This window comes from Streptomyces sp. NBC_01515 (genome assembly GCF_045040345.1).
Taxonomy (GTDB): Bacteria; Actinomycetota; Actinomycetes; order Streptomycetales; family Streptomycetaceae; genus Streptomyces.
Genome location: NZ_CP109416.1, coordinates 9,184,220 through 9,200,813 on the forward strand (window position 1 = coordinate 9,184,220; position 16,594 = coordinate 9,200,813).

A 16,594-nucleotide genomic window follows, 5' to 3' on the forward strand; every position below is an offset into this window, starting at 1 on the left:
CCATGCCGCACCGCACGGCCACGCTCCTGTGGCGCGCCTTCCTCGCGGCCGCCCTCGTCTGCGCGGTCGGCCTCCTGCCCTGGCTCTCCCGCACCGACCCGGCCCTCACCGTCCTCAAGGCCCGCTCGGCGGAACGCGACCCCGACCCCGAGGTCCTCGCCACCATCCGTACCCAACTCGGCCTCGATGACGGCCCGTTGCGTCTCCTCGGTCAGTGGCTCACCGGTCTGCCGCACGGCGACGCCGGACGCTCATGGATCTCCGGCGCCGAGGTCATGCCCGGAGTACTCCAAGCCCTGGGCGCGTCCATGCTGTTGATGGGATCGGCGGTTGCGGTGGCCGTCGTCGCGGCCGGGTTGGTGTGTGCGCGGACGTTGCGGCGGGGTGCGCGTGCGGTGGGGCGGCCGGGTGACGGTGGGCCCGGATTCCCGGGCGTGCTGGGGGAGTTCGTCGCACGCCGGCTCGGCGGTACCGGCTCCGCGGCGCGGCCGGAGTCCCGCACTCGACGGCCCTTCCGCCGTCCCGCAGAGCGCCCCGGTGGCACCGGCTCCGCCGTTCTCGCCGCGTTGCCCGAGTTCCTCACCGCGTCCGTGCTCGCCACCGTCGTCGGGGTGCGACTCGGGTGGTTGCCCGCGCTCGGGTGGTACGGGCCGCGTTGGGTGGTGCTGCCGGCGCTTGCGTTGGGGGTGCCTGCCGGGGCTGTCCTGGGGCGGTTGCTCGATGATCTGTTGCCGGGGGCGTTCGGCGAGCCGTGGGTGCGGGCCGCTGCTGCGCGAGGGCTGTCCGGGGGACGCATTGCCCGGCAGGCCGTGCGGCGGTGTCTGCCCGGGCTGTTGCCCAACATGGGTTTGTTCGTCGTCGGGTTGACCGGTGGGGCCGTCGCCGTCGAGCAGATCTTCGACATCCCGGGGCTCGGGCGCACCACCCTCCAGGCCGGCCTCGCGCAGGACCTGCCCGTGCTTCAGGCCGGTACCCTCGCCCTTCTCCTGCTCGCCGCCGTCGCCGCCGGACTCACCCGTCTCGCCGCACGCCTCCTCATCGGCCCAGCGCTACGCGCCGACGCCCTCCCCTCCCTCCACGGGCCCAGCGCCTCAACTCCCCGACGAACACTGCCTCTTGTCTACGGCGCCCTCCTCCTCGGTGTCGTCGCGCTCGGTCTGCCCCGGGATCCCCTCGCCCTCGACACCGGGCTGCGCCTCCAACACCCCACCTGGGCCCACCCGTTCGGCACGGACGCGCTCGGCCGGGATCTCCTCGCGCGGGTCGCCCACGGTGCCGTCGACACCCTGCTGCTCGCCCTCGCGATCAGCGCCGTCGCGCTCGGTACCGGCGTACTGCTCGGGCTGTTGCCCCGGCTGTCCGGGCCGCTCGTCGACACGGTGAACGCCGTACCGCCGGTCCTGGCCGCCCTGTTGGTCACCGCCGTCGCGGGAAGTGGGGCGGCGACACCCTCTCTCGCCGTGGCCGCCCTCGCCTGGACGCCCCTGGCCGCGCACACCTCCGCGCTGCTGCTCCAGGAACGCGCCACCCTGCACGTGACCGCCACCCGGGGCCTGGGCGCGGGCCGTTGGCACATCCTGCGCCACTCACTCCTGCCCGCCGTCCTGCCGCCCGTCACCCGGCACGCCCTGCTCCGCCTGCCCGGCGTCGCGCTCGCCCTCGCCTCGCTCGGCTTCCTCGGCCTCGGCGCGCAACCACCCTCCCCGGAATGGGGGTTGCTCCTCGCCGAGAACCAGCCCTACGCCGAACGCGCCCCCTGGGCAGTTCTGGCCCCCGCCGCCGTACTCGCCCTGCTCGGCGCACTCGCGGTCACGGCCGCCGGGAGCATGCAAGGGGCAAGCACGCGAAGGGAGTTGGCCGCTCGATGACCTCCGTAGCCCTCGTGCGGACCCCGCTCTCACCGCTGCTCCGGCTGCTGATCCTCACTCAACTCGCCTTCAACATCGGCTTCTTCGCCGTGCTGCCGTTCCTGGCCGAGCACTTGGCGGACGCGATCGGCATGGCGGGCTGGCTCGTCGGTCTCGTGCTGGGGTTGCGGACCTTCAGCCAGCAGGGGCTGTTCGTGGTCGGCGGGGCCCTCGCCGACCGGTACGGCGTCCGGCCCGTGGTGCTCGCGGGGTGCGTGCTGCGGATCGCCGGGTTCGGCTGGCTCGGGTATGCGGCGGAGACCTGGGGCGTCGTCGGAGCCGTACTGCTCATCGGGTTCGCCGCCGCGCTGTTCTCACCGGCGGTGGAGTCGGAGGTGGCGCGGCAGGCTGTCGAGTGGGAGGAGACGGGCGGTGGGTCCCGCACCCGGGTGCTCGCGTTGTTCACCGTCGCCGGTCAAGTCGGGGCGTTCGTAGGGCCGTTGCTCGGTGCGTTGCTGCTCGCCGTGGACTTCCGGGTTGCGTGTCTCGCCGGGGCCGGGGTCTTCGTTCTCGTCCTCGCGGGGCATGCGTGGTTGCTGCCGCAGCACATTCCCGGGCGGCCGCACATCAAAGAGAAGGCCGGCCTGCGGGCCCTGGTGCGCAACCGGCCCTTCCTCGCGCTGTGTTGTGCCTACGGCGCCTATCTCCTCGCCTACAACCAGCTCTATCTCGCCCTCCCCGAGGAGGTGGAGCGCGCGGCGGGCTCGCAGGCGCCGCTGGCCTGGCTGTTCGCGCTGTCCTCGCTGCTGGTGGTGACCGCGCAGCTGCCCGTCACCCGGTGGGCGGGGGAACGGCTCGACCCGCGCCGGTCCATGGCGGCCGGGCTGCTGCTGATCGCCGTAGGATTCGCGTCCGTCGCCGTGGCCCGGCCCGCCGAACTGACCGGTACCGCCGGGCTGTTGCCCGCGACCGGCTTCGTCGTCCTGCTCACCCTCGGCCAGATGCTCATCGCCCCTGTCGCCCGCGCCTGGGTTCCCGACCTCGCCGAACCCGGACGCCTCGGCCTCTACACCGGCGCGCTGTCCTCCGTCTCGGGGCTGATCGTCCTCCTCGGCAGCGCGGGCACCGGCACCCTCCTCGACTTGGGGTTGCCCGCGGCCGTGCCCTGGCTGGTGCTGGCCGCCGTACCGATGGCGGCGGTCGGCTTGCTGCCACGCCTGTCACGCCAACCGCACCGGAGATGAGCCGGCCGCACGGCCCCCGTGTCCCACGGCCCCCCTCGTGTCCCACGGCCCCCGCGCTTGGACCGGTCCCGCAGCGCCGTATCCCGGTAAATCGACGCATGCCCGCACGAGTCCCCCCACCCGAACTGAACGCCCCACCCGCCCCCGCCGTACCAAGCCATGAACCAGATATGAGCTGCCCCCTAAACCGCCATCGACGGCTTCGGCGGCAGCGGTGCGTGGGAGGATCCGTCACCATGAGCGCATCGCCGGCGGTTCGGAGCCTGCGCGCCGCGGTGTTCGCCGCGGTGTGCGTGCTGCTGGCTGCCGCGGGGCACGGGCTCGCCACCGGTGCCACGCCTCCGTTGTGGGCGGACGGTGCCGGATTCCTCGTCGTGTTCGTCATGGGGTGGCTGCTCGGCGGTCGGGAACGGTCCATGTGCGGCATTGGTGCCGCCATGCTGGCCACCCAGGCCGGGCTCCACCTCGGTTTCGATGTCGCGCGGCCACGGACCGGCATGGCGATGGCCGGTATGGCGCACATGTCCGGGCACACCATGGCGCCCATGCGGCAGACGCAGGCAATGACCCCGCACGCCGTGGCCGCCCATGTCGTCGCCGCACTCGTCGCGGCCTGGTGGCTGCGGCGCGGGGAGGCCGCGCTGTGGTCGCTGCTGCGCTGGGCCGTCGCCTTCGTGCCGGGGCTCGTGGCCTGGTGGCGGGACGCCCCCGCACCGTCGGCCGCCCGCACCGCCCGCCGTCCCGGACGCGCCGCCGCCGACGCGGCCCCCCTGCGTCAACTCCTCCTCCGGCACGCGGTCAGCCGTAGAGGACCACCGGTCCCGATCCCGTACCCGGTCTGACCACTCAACTTCCTTTTCCCGTACGGAGATCACCTCACCATGTCCGCACACCGCACCACCCTGCGCCGCGCAGGCACCGTCGCCGCGCTCGCCACCGCCGGAGTCCTGGCCGCCGCCGGGGTCGCCTCCGCGCACGTGACCGTCCACCCGGAGAGTTACGCCAAGGGCGCCACGGACGGCGTGCTCACCTTCCGCGTCCCCAATGAGGAGGACAAGGCGAGCACCACCAAGGTCCAGGTCTATCTGCCCACCGACCACCCCGTTCTCGGCGTGCTGGTCACCCCGCAGAACGGCTGGACCGCGAAGGTCACCACCAGCAAGCTCAAGACGCCGGTGAAGACCGACGACGGCACGATCACCGACGCCGTCTCCCAGATCACCTGGACCGGCGGGAAGATCGCGGCCGGACAGTACGAGGACTTCAACGTCGCCTTCGGTCAACTGCCCGACGACACCGACCAGTTGGCGTTCAAGACGCTCCAGACCTACTCGGACGGCGATGTCGTCCGCTGGATCGAGCAGACCACGGCCGGTGACGACGAGCCGGAGAACCCGGCGCCCGTCCTCAAGCTCACCGCGAAGGAGAGCGAGGACGGCGACGCGGCCCCGGCCGCCTCCGCCTCGGCGGCGGCCACCGCAACGAAGACGACGTCCGCCTCCGCCTCCTCGTCGAGCAGTGACTCGACCGCCCGCGGGCTGGGCATCGCCGGGCTGATCGTGGGCGTGCTCGGGCTCGCGGCGGGCGCCTTCGCGATCGTGCGCGGCCGGACCCCGCGGGCGTAGCACCTAAGTCGTAGCACCCGAGTCGTAGCACCCAAGGGGTACGCCGAAGGGCCCGGATCATCAGTGATCCGGGCCCTTCGGTGCGACCGTCCCTACTGCGAGACCAGTTCCAGCAGCTTCTCCTCCGCCGGAACCTCCTCGACGAGGGAGGTGCGGGAGGTGCGCCACAGCCACAGGATGTCGCGGCCGAACGACCACACCAGTGTGCCCAGCGCGAGGGCCACCACGCTGATGTTGGCCGCGTGGGGCAGCAGGTTCGCGCCCGCGAGGAGCAGCAGGATGCCCTGCGTGGCGGCGACCGTCTTGCGGGCCGTGCTCGGCGGCAGCGGGGCGTTCAGCCACAGCCAGACGCGGGCCGCGGCGACGAACCCGTAGCGCATCGCGCCGATCAGCAGGACCCACGGGCCGAGCTGCGTGGAGACGTACACGCTGAGCACCAGGATCAGGAACGCGTCGACCTCCATGTCGAAGCGCGCCCCCAGCGCGGTGGAGGTGCCCGTGCGCCGGGCGACCTTGCCGTCGACGCCGTCCAGGATCAGGGCCACCGCGGTCAGGCCGACCAGCAGCGTGACCGGCGGCGAGCTCTCGAAGGAGTCCGCGACCAGCGCGGTCACCCCGCCGACCAGGATGGCCCGGCCGAGCGTGACCCGGTTGGCCGGGCCGAAGGAACGGGTCCTGGACCGGTGCAAGGCCTTGGAGAGCACAGCCCAGGTGGCGATCGCGAATACCAGGCCGGTCAGCCAGCCGGCCGGCCCCATCCCGATCGCCGTGCCGAGCAACGCCAGCAACAGGATCTGAACGCCCGCTCCCACAGCGGTCTCCTGCTGGACCAGCCTTGCTTCGTATGTGTTGTTCAGGGCCACCGCACACCCTCCGGCCGTATGACAGAGTCGATCAACGCCGCGTACTGTGCGCGGCCTGTGGTTACCCGTACGTGAACAGCTTCCCGATCGTTCAGGAGGAATCCGATGAAGCGCACCGCGAGGGCGTTTTGGATCGGTCCACCGGGTCACGGCGAGATACGCGACGTCGTCCTGCCCGACCCCGCCGAGGACGAGGTGGTGGTCCGCTCCCTGTGGTCGGGCGTGAGCCGCGGCACCGAGACCCTGGTCTTCCGCGGGGGCGTCCCCGAGAACCAGCACGCGACCATGCGGGCCCCCTTCCAGGAGGGCGACTTCCCAGGTCCGGTCAAGTACGGCTACCTCAACGTGGGGGTCGTGGAGGAGGGCCCGGCCGCGCTGCTCGGCCGTACCGTCTTCTGTCTCTATCCGCATCAGACGCGCTACGTCGTCCCCGTGAGTGCCGTGACACCGGTGCCGGAGTCCGTGCCCGCGGGGCGGGCCGTCCTCGCCGGGACCGTGGAGACCGCCGTCAACGCGCTGTGGGACGCGGCGCCGCTGGTCGGCGACCGGATCGCGGTGGTCGGGGGAGGCATGGTCGGCTGCTCGGTGGCCGCGCTGCTGGGCCGTTTCCCGGGTGTGCGGGTGCAGTTGGTGGACGCCGATCCCGCGCGCGCGAAGACCGCCGAGGCGCTCGGTGTCGGCTTCGCGCTGCCGGCGGACGCGCTGGGCGACTGCGATCTCGTCGTCCACGCCAGCGCCACCGAACAGGGCCTCACCCGCGCGCTGGAACTCCTCAGCGCCGAGGGTACGGTCCTCGAACTGAGCTGGTACGGCGACCGGAAAGTGAGCCTCCCGCTCGGCGAGGCCTTCCACTCCCGCCGCCTGGTCATCCGCAGCAGCCAGGTCGGCACCGTCTCCCCGGCGCGTGCCAATCGCAGCTACGCCGACCGGCTCGCCCTCGCCCTCGACCTGCTCGCGGACCCGGCGCTGGACGCGTTGGTCACCGGCGAGAGCGACTTCGAGGAGCTGCCTCAGCTGCTGCCCAGGCTCGCCTCGGGGGAGATCCCGGCGCTGTGCCACCGGGTGCGTTACGCCGACATCGGCTGAGAACTGTTCAATTCCGTACGAGCAAGAGCGTCTGACCTGAGAAAAGAGTGAGAGTCGGCTGAACAGGGGGAGTCGTGGAGCCGTACTACACGGCATCCCCCGGCAGGGATCAGCCGGGGGACCAGACGCGCCGCACCTGGAGGGTCGTCCGTTGTTCAGCATCACCGTTCGCGATCACATCATGATCGCCCACAGCTTCCACGGCGAAGTGTTCGGGCCCGCCCAGCGACTGCACGGAGCCACGTTCCTGGTGGACGCCACCTTCCGGCGCGAGCAGCTGGACGACGACAACATCGTCGTCGACATCGGACTGGCCACCCAGGAACTGGGCGCCGTCGTGAGTGAGTTGAACTACAGAAACCTCGACAACGAACCCGACTTCGCCGGGGTCAACACCTCGACGGAGTTCCTCGCGAAGGTCATCGCCGACCGGCTCGCCGGGCGGATCGAGAAGGGCGCGCTCGGCGAGGGCGCCCGCGGTCTCGCCGGACTCCAGGTCACCCTGCACGAGTCGCACGTCGCCTGGGCGAGTTACGAGCGTGCCCTGTGAACGACGTGACCATCGACCGCGCCCCCTCGCTGGGATTCCTGCCCGCACAGCGCGCGGCCTCCCGGAATGCCGAGATCATCCCCATGTCCCTGCGCACCGTGCACTTCGTGATGCCGGGCGGTGTCGACGACCCGGCCGCGCCGAGCGGCGGCAACGCCTACGACCGGCGGGTCAGCCTGGATCTGCCCGGCTTCGGCTGGCAGGTCCACAAGCACGCCGTGGACGGCGAGTGGCCCCGGCCCGGTGCCGCCGCCCGTGCCGAACTGGCCCGTGTGCTGCGGGAGTTGCCGGACGGCGCCGCCGTACTGCTGGACGGGATCGTGGCCTGCGGAGTCCCCGAGATCATCGTCCCGGAGGCCGACCGACTGAGCCTGGCCGTCCTCGTCCATCTGCCGCTCGGCGACGAGACCGGCCTGGAGGCCGCCGTCGCCGCCGAGCTGGACGAGAAGGAACGGACGGTCCTGCGCGCGGTGTCGGCGGTCGTCGGCACCAGCGAGTGGGCGGTCCGCCGCCTCGTCTCCCACCACGGCCTCGCCCCCGAGCGCGTCCATGTCGCCACCCCCGGCGCCGACATCGCCCCCCTCGCCTCCGGCACCGACGGCGTCTCCCACCTCCTGTGCGTCGCCACGCTGACTCCGCGCAAGGGCCAGCACCGGCTGATCGAGGCACTGGCCGCAGCGGCCGACCTGCCGTGGACCTGCGAGTGCGTCGGCGGCTTCGGCAACGACCCGGAGTACGTCGACCACCTGCGCGACCTCATCAAGCGCCACGGCCTCCAGGACCGGCTGCACCTCGCCGGCCCGCGGGCCGGCGCCGAACTCGACGCCACCTACGCCTCCGCCGACCTCATGGTCCTGATGTCGTACGCCGAGACGTACGGCATGGCCGTCACCGAGGCCCTCGCGCGCGGGATTCCCGTGCTGGCCACGGACGTCGGCGGGCTGCCCGAGGCGGTCGGCCGCGCCCCCGACGGCGGGGTGCCCGGCATCCTCGTCCCGCCGGAGGCCCCCGCCGCCCTCGCCGCCGAACTGCGCGGCTGGTTCGGCGAGGCCGACGTACGCCGGCGGCTCAAGGCGGCGGCCCGCGGCCGGCGCGCGGCGCTCGACGGGTGGGCCACCACGGCCCGCAGCCTGGCCGGCGTGCTCACCCGGCTCCCCAACGAACCCCGGAGGGCGGCATGAGCAAGACGGCTATCACGGCACAGGCTGGACGGATCCCGGCGCAGCCGGGGCCCAGGGGCGTACCGCTGGGCATGCTGGTCGCCCCGGCGCAGGCCGACGCGAAGGACCTGACGGCTGGACAGCCGGGGCCGGAGGACATCATGACGGGAACGGTCCAAGCGGACGCCGGCGAGCAGGCGGAACCGGGTTCCGTGATCCCCGGCGCCGGGCCCGCCGGCCGCCCCGGCGAGCGGGCCACCGTACGGCTGCGGGACGTCGGACCCGACGACCCGCCGCGCTACGCGCCCGAGTGGCTGGAGCTGCGGGAAGGTGCCGACGCCGTGGCGCGAGCGCCCGAACTGCTCGACCCGCTGCGCATCCGGCTCGCCAACCTGCCCGGCCGCTCCGGGGTCGTCATCCACGACCTGGGCTGCGGCACCGGCTCGATGGGACGGTGGCTCGCGCCCCGCCTCGACGGCGCCCAGCACTGGATCCTGCACGACCGCGACCCCTACCTCCTGCACTTCGCCGCCGTCGCCTCCCCGCGCGCCGCCGCCGACGGCAGCCGCGTCACGGTGGAGACCCGGCGCGGTGACGTGGCCCGGCTGACCCCGGACGCGCTGGTCGGCGCCTCGCTGGTGACGGCCTCCGCACTGCTGGACGTCCTCACCCGCGAGGAGGTCGACGCACTCGTCGCCGCCTGTGTCGGCGCCGGCTGCCCGGCGCTGCTCACCCTGTCGGTGGCGGGCAAGGTCGAACTCACCCCGGGCGACCCGATGGACGCGGAGATCGCCGACGCGTTCAACGCCCACCAGCGGCGCGACGGACTCCTCGGCCCGGACGCCGTCACCGTCACCTGCGAGGCCTTCGCCGCGCACGGCGCCACGGTCCGCGTCCACCCGAGCGCCTGGCGGCTCGGCCCGGACGAGGCCGCGCTCACCGCCGAGTGGCTGCGCGGCTGGATCGGCGCGGCCGTCGAGGAACGCCCCGAGCTGAAGGAGCGTGCCGACCAGTATCTGGAACGGCGCCTCGCGGCCTGCGCGGCAGGGGAGTTGAGCGTGCTCGTCCACCACAGCGACCTGCTGGCACTGGCCCGGCCGACGGGGGGCACGTCATGAGCGTCGAGACGATGAGGACGGTCGCGCCGCGGCCGAGCACCAGGACGCGCCGGGTGCGTGTGGACCGGTCCACACCGGTCGCCCTCGCCCTGCGTACCGAGACCGCGGTGGAAGCGGTACGCCGTCCCAAGCACACCCCGCCGCTGCACAGTTCGGCCGTCTCCGGCGACCGCATCGGGGTGATCGTCTCCGCCCCGCGCCCCACTGCCGACCGCGCCACTGCCGACCGCCCCACTGCCGACCGCGCCACCGCCGACCGCGCCTCCGGCGCCCGCCGCGTCCTGCGCGCGATCCTGAACCGGGTGAACTCCCGCGCGGTACGCACCCACGTCGGCACGGTCGCCGGCGTCACCATCCTCGGCGTACTCCTGTGGCGCCTGGGCACCGGCGTCTTCCTGGACGGCCTGCGCCGCATCGACGCCCCGACCCTGCTGATCGGCCTCGCGATCGGCGTGGTCACGACGGTGTTCAGCGCCTGGCGCTGGGCCCTGGTGGCGCGCGGCCTGCGCATCAAGCTGCCGCTCGGCCCGGCCGTCGCCGACTACTACCGCGCCCTGTTCCTCAACGCGGCCCTGCCCGGCGGCATCCTCGGCGACGTGCACCGCGCGGTACGCCACGGACAGAGCGCCGGCGACATGGGCCGCGCCGTCCGCGCCGTCGTCCTGGAACGTGTCGCGGGCCAGATCGCGCTCGCCGTCGTGGGCGTGACGGTCCTGCTGGGCCTGGACTCCCCGGTGATGGGCGACGTCCGCAGCATCGCCCCGGTCGTGCTGCTCGCCGCCCTCGGAGCACTCGCGGTCGTGGCCGCCGTACGCATGAACCGTCCGGCCACCGCCACCCGCCGGAGCCGCGCCCTGCGCACCACCCTCGACGAGGCCCGAGCGGGACTGTTCTCCCGTGCCAACTGGCCCGGCGTCACCTTCTCCTCGCTCGTCATCCTCGCCGGCCACCTCGCGATGTTCGTCGTCGCCGCCCGGGCCGCCGGCTCCGCCGCCACCGTCGCGCAACTGCTGCCGATCGCGATCCTCGCGCTCGTCGCCATGGGCCTGCCGCTGAACGTCGGCGGCTGGGGCCCCCGCGAGGGCGTCACCGCCTGGGCCTTCGGCGCCGCGGGCCTCGGCGCCAGCAGCGGCCTGTCCGTCTCCGTGATCTACGGCGTGCTCAGCTTCGTCGCCGCCCTGCCCGGCCTGCTCGTCCTGGTCGCCCGCTGGTACACCGGCCTGCGCACCGCCGGGCCCGGCACCGCCGTACCGGGCCCGGTGCCCGCTCAGGCCTCCGCGGTCAGCATCGAGAAATACGCGCCGAAGGAATCGGCGAGGCTCGCCAGCAGTGCCTTCCCCTTTTCCGCCGAGCCGAGGGACGGGCGCCCGATGACGCCCGACTCGGTATAGCCGGACATACCGAGCGTCAGGAGATGGCGACGGTCGTCGGCGACGAAATCGGAGGTCTCATATCCGGGACGGATCAATTCGGGATGAGCGTGCAGAAGAATGGAGGTCTCGATTTCCCCCGCATGCATATCGGTGAGCAACGAGGTCAGTACTCCGGCCCGCTCCAGCGCCGTCTCCCAGTCCTCGGCGGCGGGGAACAGCGCCATCCGCTCACCGCGCGCGGAGGACTCCTGAACGACGTTGCCCAGCACGTAGTTTCCGCCGTGACCGTTGACCACCACCAGGGTCCCGACCCCCGAGCGGCGGAGCGAGTCCGCGATGTCCCGCACCACCGCATGAAGGGTCACGGAAGAGATGCTGACGGTCCCCGGCCAGGCCGCGTGCTCGTGCGAGCAGGCGATCGTCACCGGCGGCAGGAGATGCACCGGGTACGCCGCGGCGATCTCCCGGGCCACGGCACAGGCGACCAACGTGTCGGTCGCCAGCGGAAGATACGGGCCGTGCTGCTCGAAACTGCCGACCGGAAGGACGGCGACCTGTGTTGATACTTCTGCCCCCCTAGACCGCACGTCCTCCGTGGTGTCCGTCGGCACCAGTCCGTATGCCGCCGTCCGTGAGTCCGAACCATTCATTTTTTCACGGCCTTTCGTCTCTGCTTAGGAACCAGATCATGACAGAAAACATTGGCGTACTCGGCAAGCAGAAGTCCGCGCAGCCCAGGGGCGCGGAACGCGTCGTGAATGCTCCCTTGCCCACCGTGTACGGCAAATTCCAGGCGATCGGCTACCTGGACCACGACCGCGGTGACGAGCAAGTGGCCCTGGTCTACGGTGACATCGGCACGGACGACGTACTCACCCGACTCCACTCGGAGTGCCTGACGGGCGACGCCTTCGGCTCCCAGCACTGCGAGTGCGGCGACCAGTTGGACGCCGCGATGCGGGCCGTCGTCGCCGAAGGCCGGGGCATCGTCGTCTACTTGAGAGGGCACGAGGGCCGCGGCATAGGCCTGCTCGCCAAGTTGCGCGCGATGGCCCTGCAGGCGGAGGGACTCGACACCGTCGAGGCGAACCTCGCCCTCGGCCTGCCGGTCGACGCCCGCGACTACGGCGTCGCCGCCGAGATCCTGCACGACCTCGGGGTGGCCAGCGTCCGGCTGCTCTCCAACAACCCGCGCAAACGCGAGGCGTTGCTGGAACACGGCATCAAAGTCTCCGAAGAGGTACCGCTGTTGATCCCGCCCTGCGAGAACAACATCACCTACCTCCGCACCAAGCGGGAGCGTCTCGACCACCACCTGCCCCATCTGGACGCGGTGGCGCACTGGTCCTGATTCGGGTGAGCGCGGTCCGGACAGGAAGAGGGAATGACCGACGACGTCCTCTTCCTCTCCGGCGACCGGGTCACGGACCTGCTCGACACCGACACGGCCATCGCCTCGCAGCGCGCGGCCTTCACCGCGCTCGGCGACGGCGACGCCGACCTGCCCGGCAAGATCATGCACCCGAGCCGCTTCGACGACAGCGTTGTCTTCGCCTACGTCTCCCGGCTGTCGGCGGACACCGGGGCGGTGGCGAAGTTCGGCAGCGTCAACCCCGCCAACGCGCGCGCCGGACTGCCCACGGTCCACGCGGTGATCAGCGCCCTGGACCGGTCCACTGGACAGCTGGTCGCGGTCATGGACGGCACAGCGGTGACGACCCTGCGCACGGCCGCGGGCAGCGCCGTCGCCGTCGACGCCCTGGCCGTCCCCGACGCCGACCGCCTCGGCGTCCTCGGCTCCGGCACCCAGGCCCTCGCCCACGTCCGCGCGATCGCCCGGGTCCGGGACCTGAAGTCCGTACGCCTGTGGAGCCCGAACCCCCGGCGACGCGCACGGGCCGCGGAGACGCTGACGGCCCAACTCCCGTTCCCCGTCGAGGCGGTGGCCACCGCTGAGGAGGCCGTGACGAACGCGTCCGTGGTAGCCGCCTGCACCCTCAGCACCACTCCCGTGGTGCACGGCGCCTGGCTCGCGCCCGGCTGCACGGTCGTCAGCGTGGGCTCCTTCGAACCCACCCGCAGCGAGGTCGACCCCGAGGTCCTGCGGCGATCCGCTGCCGTCGTCGTCGACGACCCGGAGACGGCCGCCGAGCACGCCGGACCGATCGTCGACGCCCTGCGCGACGGCCTGCTCACCCCCGACGACCTGATCCCGCTCGGCGCCGCACTCACCGGCCGCCGCGCGGCCCGTACCCGACCCGACGACATCGTCTACTACAACAGCGTCGGACTCGGCATCCAGGACGCGGCAGCGGCCTGGGCCGTCATCCACGCGGCCAAGAAGGAGCGCCCGTGAAGCGTCAGGCAGAGGTCGTCGTCATCGGCGGCGGGGTCATCGGCACCAGCATCGCCTACCACCTGGCCCGCGCCGGCGTCCGGGACGTCGTCCTCGTCGAACGGGACGAACTCGCCGCCGGGTCCACCTCCAAGGCGGCCGGCGGAGTACGCGCCCAGTTCTCCGACGGGCTCAACGTGCAACTCGGCGCCCGCAGCCTGGAGGCCTTCGAACGCTTCGAGGAGGACACCGGCCACGACATCGGGTTACATCGCGTCGGCTACCTGTTCCTCCTCTCGACGCCCGAGGACGTCGCCTCCTTCGAGGCGGGCGTCCGGCTGCAGAACTCGCTCAACGTGCCCAGCCGCCTCATCGACCCCGCCGAGGCCCGCCGCCTCTCCCCGCTGATCAGCACCGACGGCCTCATCGCCGCCGCCTACTCGCCCGACGACGGCCACTGCACCCCCGAGGCCGTCGTCCACGGCTACGCCTCCGCCGCCCGCGCCCACGGCGCGACGATCCTGCGTCACACCGACGTCACCGGCATCGAGACCCGCGGCGACACCATCACCGCCGTCGCGACGACCCTGGGCCGCATCGACACCAACACGGTGATCTGCGCGGCCGGCGCCTGGTCCAAGGGGATCGGCGCGATGGCGGGCGTGGACCTCCCCGTGCAGCCGCTGCGCCGCCAGATCGCGGTCACGGAACCGGTCACGGGACTGCCGCCGAACCTCCCCATGACGATCGACTTCACCACCAGCCTCTACTTCCACACCGAGGGCCCCGGCCTCCTCGTCGGCATGTCCGACCCCGACGAGCGTCCCGGCTTCGCCACCGACACCCACGACCGCTGGATCCCGCGCCTCGCCGACGCCATGCGCCGCCGCGCCCCCGACCTCCTGGAGCTGCGCCGCACCGGCGGCTGGGCGGGCCTGTACGAGAACACGCCGGACCACAACGCCCTGATCGGCGAGGCGACTTCGGTCTCCCGCTTCCTCTACGCCACCGGTTTCTCCGGCCACGGTTTCCTCCAGGGACCGGCCGTCGGCGAGGTCGTCCGCGACCTGTACCTCGGCCACGTACCCTTCGTGGACGTCAGCCCCCTGAGCGCCGGCCGGTTCGCGGCCGACGCCCCGCGCCCGGAGGTCAACCTGGTATGACCGAGCTCCATCTGTGGCTGCGCCACGAGCCCCGCACGACCGAACGCCGCACCCCGGTCGTCCCCTCCGACGCCCGCCGCCTCGTCGAGAACGGCGTGACCCTCACGGTCGAGGAGTCCCCGCAACGGATCTTCCCCATCGAGGAGTACGAGGCGATCGGCGCCCGCGTCGCACCCGCGGACTCCTGGGCGTCGGCGCCGCAGGACACGGTGATCCTCGGCCTCAAGGAACTCCCGGACCAGCCAACCGAGTTGACCCACCGTCACATCCTCTTCGGCCACGCCTACAAGGGCCAGCCGGGGGCGAGCGACCTGCTGCGCCGGTTCGCGGCCGGGGGCGGAGCGCTGCTCGACCTCGAATACCTGGTGGACGACAAGGGCCGCCGCCTCGCCGCGTTCGGCTTCTGGGCGGGCTACCTGGGCGCTGCCCTGGCCGTGCTCCAGCACCGGGGCCGACTGGTCGCGCCACTGACGCCGACTTCGAAGGAGGAGCTGGACGAGACGCTCCAACTCGCCGCAGGGGACACCGAGTTCAACGCCCTGGTGATCGGCGCGCTGGGCCGCAGCGGACGGGGAGCGCGGGTCGCGTTCTCCACGGCCGGTATCGAACCGACCTGTTGGGACCTGCCCGAGACCCAGAACCTGGACCGCCCGGCCCTGTTGGCCCACGACGTGCTGGTCAACTGCGTTTTGGCTACGACGCCCGTCCCGCCCTTCCTCCGCGAGACGGACCTCGACGACCCGACCCGCCGCCTCCGCACCGTCTCCGACGTCACCTGCGACGTCGGCTCGCCCCTCAACGTCCTGCCGGTCTACGACCGCACGACCGAATGGGACGCCCCGGTACGGCAGTTGCACGAACGTCCCCCGCTCGACCTCATCGCCATCGACAACCTGCCGTCCCTCCTGCCGAAGGAGTCCAGCACGGACTTCTCGGCCGCGCTGCTGCCCCAACTCCTGGACTTCGGCACCGGCGAGGCGTGGGGCCGCGGCCTGGACCTGTTCCGTACGAAGTCCCGCGAACTCGGAATCGCCGTGGCGGAAGGGGAGTTGGGCCATGTCTGACGTGGTGCGCGCGAGCGGTGCCGTCCACTGGATCGGCGCCGGACTCTCCACGGGCAGCGGCCTCGCCCTGCTCTGCGACACGGCCGAGCGGGTACGGCTGTGGCACCGCACCGAGGAGCGTGCGGCGCAGGCTCTGGACCACCTGGGCCTGACGGGACGCGCCGAACCGCGAGCGTTCGGACTCGCCGCGCTCACGGCCGAGTTGGCGCCCGGAGATGTAGTCATCTCCATGCTGCCCGCGCCCGAACACGCGGCGCTGCTGGCGGTCTGCGTGCGGCGTCAGGCACACTTCGCCTGCTCCAGCTATGTGTCCGACGCCGTCCTCGAACAGGTCCCGGCGGCCGAGAAGGCGGGGATCGTCGTCCTCACCGAGGCAGGTCTCGACCCCGGCATCGACCACCTCTTCGCGCACAGCCTCGTCGCCCGCGCCCGGGAGGCGATCGGCGAGGGTACGGCGGCCTCGTACAGCCTCACCTCGTACTGCGGCGGGGTTCCCGCGGTGCCCAACGACTTCCGGTACCGGTTCAGTTGGGCCCCGGCCGGAGTGCTGGGCGCGCTGCGCTCACCGGCGCGGTACCTGGAGGACGGCGAGGAGACCACGGCCGACCGGCCCTGGGAGGTGACCCGGCCGCATGTCGTCGACGCCGAGACCTTCGAGGTCTATCCGAACCGGGACAGCGTGCCGTTCATCGAGCAGTACGGGCTGCCGGCGGGCTGGACGCCACGGACCTTCGTGCGCGGCACCCTGCGCCTCGATGGCTGGCTGCGGGCCTGGGACGCGGTGTTCGAGGAGCTGAAGGCGGGCGACGACACCCGGATCGCCGCACTGGCAAGGGAGTTGGCGGCGACCTACCCCACCACGGACACGGACCACGACCGGGTCGTCCTCGTGGTGTCCCTGGACGTCCGGGGCGACACGGGCGGGACCTGGTCCGGCAGCTACCTCCTCGACCTGGTCGGTGACGAGGAGGAGAGCGCGATGGCCCGCTGTGTCTCGCGCCCGCTCTCCCTCGCCGTCCGCCACATCCTGTCCGACGACCTGCCGTCCGGCCTGAACCGGGCGGCGGAGACGGCGGAACGGTCACGGGAGTGGCTGAGCGAACTGGCGGGGGAGGGGCTGGAGTTCACCCTGCGAGTCGATCACTAGCGGTGCAGCGGCGACCGGG

The 16,594-nt window shown here is 72.4% G+C and carries 15 protein-coding genes and 1 pseudogene; 14 read left to right on the forward strand and 2 right to left on the reverse strand.

The genetic code is table 11. The features are described from left to right. Nucleotides 1-2: 2 nt before the first annotated feature. From OG407_RS40985 to OG407_RS41000, 4 genes are all read left to right on the forward strand, one after another. The gene (locus tag OG407_RS40985; protein WP_405865283.1) at nucleotides 3-1,868 is read left to right on the forward strand and encodes an ABC transporter permease subunit; all 1,866 of its coding nucleotides are present in this window, start codon (nucleotides 3-5) and stop codon (nucleotides 1,866-1,868) included. After that, nucleotides 1,865-3,091 carry an MDR family MFS transporter gene (locus OG407_RS40990; RefSeq protein WP_405865285.1) on the forward strand — a complete coding sequence of 409 codons (1,227 nt, stop codon included), beginning with the start codon at nucleotides 1,865-1,867 and terminating at the stop codon, nucleotides 3,089-3,091. Before OG407_RS40985 ends, OG407_RS40990 begins: the two co-directional genes overlap by 4 nt. Before the next feature lie 236 nt (nucleotides 3,092-3,327). After that, entirely contained in the window at nucleotides 3,328-3,933 is a 606-nt protein-coding gene (locus OG407_RS40995) for a hypothetical protein (RefSeq protein WP_405865287.1), read from the forward strand. Nucleotides 3,934-3,972: 39 nt separating this feature from the next. Further along, complete coding sequence (locus OG407_RS41000) at nucleotides 3,973-4,716, forward strand: YcnI family protein (RefSeq protein ID WP_329348650.1); 744 nt, start codon at nucleotides 3,973-3,975, stop codon at nucleotides 4,714-4,716. A 92-nt stretch (nucleotides 4,717-4,808) separates the two neighbouring features. Here OG407_RS41000 and OG407_RS41005 read toward each other — a convergent pair whose 3' ends face one another. Further along, the gene (locus tag OG407_RS41005; protein ID WP_405865289.1) at nucleotides 4,809-5,579 is read right to left on the reverse strand and encodes a CDP-alcohol phosphatidyltransferase family protein; all 771 of its coding nucleotides are present in this window, start codon (nucleotides 5,577-5,579) and stop codon (nucleotides 4,809-4,811) included. A gap of 105 nt (nucleotides 5,580-5,684) precedes the next feature. Between OG407_RS41005 and OG407_RS41010 the strand changes: the two genes are divergently transcribed. The 5 genes and pseudogenes from OG407_RS41010 to OG407_RS41030 form a co-directional block, all read left to right on the forward strand. Next, the gene (locus OG407_RS41010; protein ID WP_405865291.1) at nucleotides 5,685-6,665 is read left to right on the forward strand and encodes a zinc-binding alcohol dehydrogenase; all 981 of its coding nucleotides are present in this window, start codon (nucleotides 5,685-5,687) and stop codon (nucleotides 6,663-6,665) included. A 151-nt stretch (nucleotides 6,666-6,816) separates the two neighbouring features. Beyond that, a complete protein-coding gene (locus tag OG407_RS41015) occupies nucleotides 6,817-7,215 on the forward strand; it encodes a 6-pyruvoyl trahydropterin synthase family protein (protein WP_403605023.1) in 399 nt (132 codons plus the stop codon). Continuing rightward, the gene (locus OG407_RS41020; protein ID WP_405865293.1) at nucleotides 7,212-8,396 is read left to right on the forward strand and encodes a glycosyltransferase family 4 protein; all 1,185 of its coding nucleotides are present in this window, start codon (nucleotides 7,212-7,214) and stop codon (nucleotides 8,394-8,396) included. Before OG407_RS41015 ends, OG407_RS41020 begins: the two co-directional genes overlap by 4 nt. A gap of 140 nt (nucleotides 8,397-8,536) precedes the next feature. Then, nucleotides 8,537-9,493 (forward strand): trans-aconitate methyltransferase, encoded by a 957-nt coding sequence (locus tag OG407_RS41025; RefSeq protein ID WP_405868863.1) that lies wholly within the window; start codon nucleotides 8,537-8,539, stop codon nucleotides 9,491-9,493. Between the two features lie 11 nt (nucleotides 9,494-9,504). Then, nucleotides 9,505-10,668 (forward strand): annotated as a pseudogene (locus OG407_RS41030) (YbhN family protein); the annotation flags it as partial. A 92-nt stretch (nucleotides 10,669-10,760) separates the two neighbouring features. On the opposite strand, the gene OG407_RS41035 reads toward OG407_RS41030, so the two are convergent. After that, nucleotides 10,761-11,516, reverse strand: a complete 756-nt coding sequence (locus OG407_RS41035; protein ID WP_405865295.1) for a creatininase family protein — start codon at nucleotides 11,514-11,516, stop codon at nucleotides 10,761-10,763. A 38-nt stretch (nucleotides 11,517-11,554) separates the two neighbouring features. Between OG407_RS41035 and ribA the strand changes: the two genes are divergently transcribed. The 5 genes from ribA to OG407_RS41060 are packed head-to-tail and all read left to right on the forward strand — an operon-like array spanning nucleotide 11,555 to nucleotide 16,575. Further along, nucleotides 11,555-12,217 carry a GTP cyclohydrolase II gene (ribA, locus tag OG407_RS41040; RefSeq protein ID WP_318019959.1) on the forward strand — a complete coding sequence of 221 codons (663 nt, stop codon included), beginning with the start codon at nucleotides 11,555-11,557 and terminating at the stop codon, nucleotides 12,215-12,217. A 33-nt stretch (nucleotides 12,218-12,250) separates the two neighbouring features. Beyond that, nucleotides 12,251-13,222 (forward strand): ornithine cyclodeaminase family protein, encoded by a 972-nt coding sequence (locus tag OG407_RS41045; protein ID WP_405865297.1) that lies wholly within the window; start codon nucleotides 12,251-12,253, stop codon nucleotides 13,220-13,222. After that, complete coding sequence (locus OG407_RS41050) at nucleotides 13,219-14,364, forward strand: NAD(P)/FAD-dependent oxidoreductase (protein WP_405865299.1); 1,146 nt, start codon at nucleotides 13,219-13,221, stop codon at nucleotides 14,362-14,364. The genes OG407_RS41045 and OG407_RS41050 overlap by 4 nt, the downstream gene beginning before the upstream one ends. Beyond that, the gene (locus tag OG407_RS41055; RefSeq protein ID WP_405865301.1) at nucleotides 14,361-15,428 is read left to right on the forward strand and encodes a saccharopine dehydrogenase; all 1,068 of its coding nucleotides are present in this window, start codon (nucleotides 14,361-14,363) and stop codon (nucleotides 15,426-15,428) included. Before OG407_RS41050 ends, OG407_RS41055 begins: the two co-directional genes overlap by 4 nt. Further along, nucleotides 15,421-16,575, forward strand: a complete 1,155-nt coding sequence (locus tag OG407_RS41060) for a saccharopine dehydrogenase family protein (RefSeq protein ID WP_405865303.1) — start codon at nucleotides 15,421-15,423, stop codon at nucleotides 16,573-16,575. Before OG407_RS41055 ends, OG407_RS41060 begins: the two co-directional genes overlap by 8 nt. Nucleotides 16,576-16,594: the final 19 nt, after the last annotated feature.